Below are 4,340 nucleotides of genomic sequence, written 5' to 3' on the forward strand. Positions count from 1 at the left end.
TGCTGCGGCCTAGGCTCCATGGACGGATTTACGCCGACCCCACAGACCCACTACCGGTGGCCGCTGCGGACCACTGCCTCCCAGCACCGCTTTGTTCCTGGTGCAGTGTCATGTATAATCCCGCCCGGTTTTGGCCTTTGCGGTCGGGGCTGGAATGTCACTGTTAATATGCACGGTGGCTATTTCACATTGAATGCATATTCGTGGAGAGTTTGTACCATGGCATTAACTGTCGAGCAAAAAGCAGAATTGGTTAAAGAATTCGGTGGCAGCGAAACCGACACCGGTTCTAGCGAAGTCCAGGTTGCCCTGCTGACCAAGAACATCGAAGGTCTGCAAGGTCACTTTAAAGAGCACGGTAAAGATCACCACTCGCGTCGTGGTCTGATTCGCATGGTAAACCAGCGTCGTAAACTGCTGGACTACCTGAAGCGTAAAGACGTTTCCCGCTACGCCAGCCTGATCAAGCGTCTCGGTCTGCGCCGCTAAGCGATTGACTTCGTGTTTCAAGGGCTCCTCTGGGGGCCCTTGTCATTTCTGCACTGTGCTCCCGGTATGCTTCGCATCTTGCTAAACTCCCACTCGCTGTTGTCTGGTCTGCTGGCGACTTGTACCGTAAGCAAGCCTGAATGGCAGTGAACCATCAGGACAACCGTGAACAACGATATCTTCCCAGTGCCGGGTGTTGCCCGCCTGAGGAGCTTCTATCACTGGGCTTTGACTGGTTTGACCCAGAGCCAAGTGATAGAAGCATCGTTGGGATCGGCGTCCACTTTGTACAGTGAACAACCTTAAGGAGACTCCATTGAGTCATTTAACGCCGAAAACACACAGCTTTGAATTTGGTGGCAAAACTGTCACCCTCGAAACCAACCGCGTTGCCCGCCAGGCGACTGGTGCTGTTTGGTGCACCATCGACGAAACCGTCGTGCTGGCCACCGTGGTTGCCGTCAAAGAAGCCCGCCCGGATCAGCCATTTTTTCCGCTGGCAGTGCATTATCAGGAAAAATACTACGCAGCCGGTAAAATTCCCGGTGGTTACCTGAAGCGTGAAGGCCGCCCCTCAGAGAAAGAGACGCTGACCTCGCGTCTGATCGACCGCCCGATTCGCCCACTGTTCCCGAAAGGCTTCATGAACGAAGTTCAGGTAATTCTGAACGTTGTTTCAGCCAATAAAGAAGATGATCCGGATATCTGCGCCATGCTGGCAACCTCAGCTGCTCTGGCCATCTCCGGTGTGCCTTTTGCCGGGCCTATTGGCGCGGCCCGTGTTGGTTATACCGATGACCAGGGTTACGTGTTGAACCCGACTTATACCCAGTTGAAGTCATCACGCCTCAACATGGTTGTTGCCGGCACCAAAGACGCCGTACTGATGGTGGAGTCCGAAGCAGACGAGTTGTCTGAAGACCAGATGTTGGGCGCTGTGCTGTATGCTCACGAAGAGTACCAGAGTGCCGTTGCCGCCATTGAAGCCTTCGCGGCTGAAAACGGCAAACCCAAGTGGGAGTTCACGCCAGCGGCTGAGAAGACTGATCTGATCGAACAGATCAGCAGCCAGTACGGTAACCGTATTGCCGATGCCTATCAGGTGTCGGACAAGATGGAACGCTACGGCGTGCTGTCAGCCCTGCGCCAGGAAATCATTGAAGCACTGGCCGGCGACGCCGAAAGCCAGCCTTCAGCTGACGACATCAAGGGTGTTTTCGCGAAGATTGAGAAAAAAATGGTTCGTACCCGCATTGTTAAGGGTGAGCCGCGTATCGATGGCCGTGACAACAAGACCGTCCGTCCGATCGAAGTAGAAGTCGGCGTACTGCCAAGTGCTCACGGTTCCGCCTTGTTTACCCGTGGTGAAACCCAGGCGCTGGTGGCGGTCACGCTGGGCACCCTGCGTGATGGTAAGATGGAAGACATGTTGCACGGCACCATGACCGACAATTTCATGTTCCACTACAACTTCCCTCCGTTCAGCGTGGGTGAGGCTGGCCGGGTTGGTGGCCTGGGCCGTCGTGAGATTGGTCACGGTCGTTTGGCCAAGCGTGGCATCCTGTCGCTGGTACCGAACGAAGAAACCTTTCCGTACGCCATGCGCGTTGTGTCGGAAATCACCGAGTCTAACGGGTCGTCTTCGATGGCCTCAGTCTGTGGTGCTTCTCTAGCAATGATGGACGCTGGTGTGCCGATCAAGCGGCCGGTGGCTGGTATTGCCATGGGCCTGGTTAAAGAAGGCGAAGAGTTTGCCGTTCTGACCGACATTCTGGGTGACGAAGACCACCTCGGCGACATGGACTTCAAAGTAGCCGGTACCGATGTTGGTGTTACCGCATTGCAGATGGACATCAAAATCCAGGGCATCACCGAGCAGATCATGGAAATAGCGCTGGAGCAGGCTCACGCGGCCCGTAACCACATTTTGGGTGAAATGGCTCATGTGATCGCAAGCTCGCGTACTGAGCTGTCCGATAACGCGCCGACCATGGACACTATGAAAGTCGATACCGACAAGATCCGTGATGTCATCGGTAAGGGCGGTGCCACCATTCGCTCCATCGTCGAAGAGACCGGTGCCCAGGTCGACATTCAGGACGACGGTACCGTGCGTCTCTACGCACCGACCAAAGAGTCCGCACTGGCTGCCCGCAACAAGATCCTGTCGATCGTGACCGAGCCGGAACCCGGTTCTGTGTATCAGGGCAAAGTCGTGCGTATCGCTGATTTCGGTGCGTTCGTACAGTTCCTGCCGGGTAAGGATGGTCTGGTGCACATCTCTCAGATCGCCGATCGTCGCATTGCCAAGGTGACCGATGAGATCAACGAAGGTGATACCGTCATCGTTAAGATTCTCGATGTCGATAACCGTGGCCGGGTCAAACTGTCGATGCGTGAAGTGACCGCTGAAGAGAAAGCCGGTTTCGATAATGCAGAGGCCGCGGTCGTCGAAGAGTAAACATCGGCTGATCCGACTCTGATGCAAAGCCCCGACTGGTTCGGGGCTTTTTTTCGCCCGAAAACTCTGCACCGGTTCTTACTCAGTGGTCGATACGGCCCGGTGTAAAGGCATTTCTGGCAGTTGCGCACTGGCTCATCCAGTGGTTGAATGTCGTCACTATGAATCCAGCAGTGAATCCAGACATGGATGCGTCCCGCTTTTGGGTGCGCCACCCCGATTCGACACAGGCTGCAGTGCATCTGGCGCTGCAATGGCTTGCTTTTGTCTATCCCACCAGTGAAATGCACCTGCAGGCGACGTTGCGCGAAGCGCTGCCCTACAGCGATAACGAGCTGAGCCAGCGCTGGCGACTCTTTCTTGAAGAGAAGGACATTGACGAGCATGTCGAGGCATTGCAATGGTTGTCATCGACGTTGTCGAAAGAGCCACTGCCGTTTCTGATCGAAAGTTGCTGGCGCTTGCTGTTGGTCAACCACGACCTGCCCAGTCATGTGCCACTGGCACTGCGGTTACTTGGCAGAGTTCTGAAAGTACCGGAATTTCACATACTGGATATCGGCAAGAAGGTGCAGCGAGAAACCGAGCAACTGCCCACAGACACACCGGATTCACCTTTACTGCCTGAAGATCCTCGCTATTTGGACCGGGTAGAATGGCGTTTGTATGGTATGAGCGACCCCATCCGCCGTACCAGCTATGCTGAGAAAAATCGGCCCGGAGGGAGCTTGCGACTATTAGGTGCATTTATGGCGGGCTTGACGATGGGTGTCGGGAGTCTTGCTTTTCTGGTGTGGGGGCCGCCGCAGCTCGGTCGTGAACCGGTTCCGAGAATGTCTCACCAGAACGCCGCTGCCGCTGCAACAGGTTCAATTTCAGGTATTGCGGCCGAGCCAGCTGGGGAGCCGACTGACAGCGCCGGGGCAGAGGCGGCGCTGAATACCTTTGATCAGTCGACTCTGCCAGAGGCCGACCGGGAACAGGCCAGTGCCCTGGCTGCGCCTTCAGACGCCGATCAGACAGGAAACGACATGGCAGGTGACCCAGAGGCCGCACAGGTAGCCCCGTTACCGCAAGAACCGACATCTGAGGCGGATACCGTTGCCACCACACCGGCGACCGATGTGCCTGACGTGCTAATGCGCATTACCGCGTCGATCCTGAATGTGCGTGAAGCACCGTCTACAAATGCAGACATTATCATCAAGCTGGGAGAAGGTGCCCGGGTTTGGATGGAACCCGAAGATGCCGAAGGCAACTGGAACCGAATTCGGGTTGAAGGCCGCGTCGGTTACGCCAGCAGTAACTTTATGGAGCCGGTTAACTGAGCATGACCTAGTGCACTGTAACAGACTAAATGTCCTCACCAGCGAGTCGTCAGGCGGCCAGA

At 55.7% G+C, this 4,340-nt stretch carries 3 protein-coding genes; all 3 read left to right on the plus strand.

The genetic code is table 11. The features are described from left to right. The first annotated feature begins 219 nt into the window (after positions 1 to 219). The 3 genes from rpsO to WEB54_RS05520 all read left to right on the plus strand — a co-directional run bounded on the left by rpsO (position 220) and on the right by WEB54_RS05520 (position 4,278). A complete protein-coding gene (rpsO, locus tag WEB54_RS05510; protein WP_368053992.1) occupies positions 220 to 489 on the plus strand; it encodes a 30S ribosomal protein S15 in 270 nt (89 codons plus the stop codon). A 316-nt stretch (positions 490 to 805) separates the two neighbouring features. Next, positions 806 to 2,950, plus strand: a complete 2,145-nt coding sequence (gene pnp, locus WEB54_RS05515; protein ID WP_368053994.1) for a polyribonucleotide nucleotidyltransferase — start codon at positions 806 to 808, stop codon at positions 2,948 to 2,950. Between the two features lie 173 nt (positions 2,951 to 3,123). Beyond that, complete coding sequence (locus WEB54_RS05520) at positions 3,124 to 4,278, plus strand: hypothetical protein (protein ID WP_368053996.1); 1,155 nt, start codon at positions 3,124 to 3,126, stop codon at positions 4,276 to 4,278. Positions 4,279 to 4,340 lie beyond the last annotated feature (62 nt).

Source organism: Saccharospirillum sp., assembly GCF_040881935.1.
GTDB lineage: Bacteria > Pseudomonadota > Gammaproteobacteria > Pseudomonadales > Natronospirillaceae > Saccharospirillum.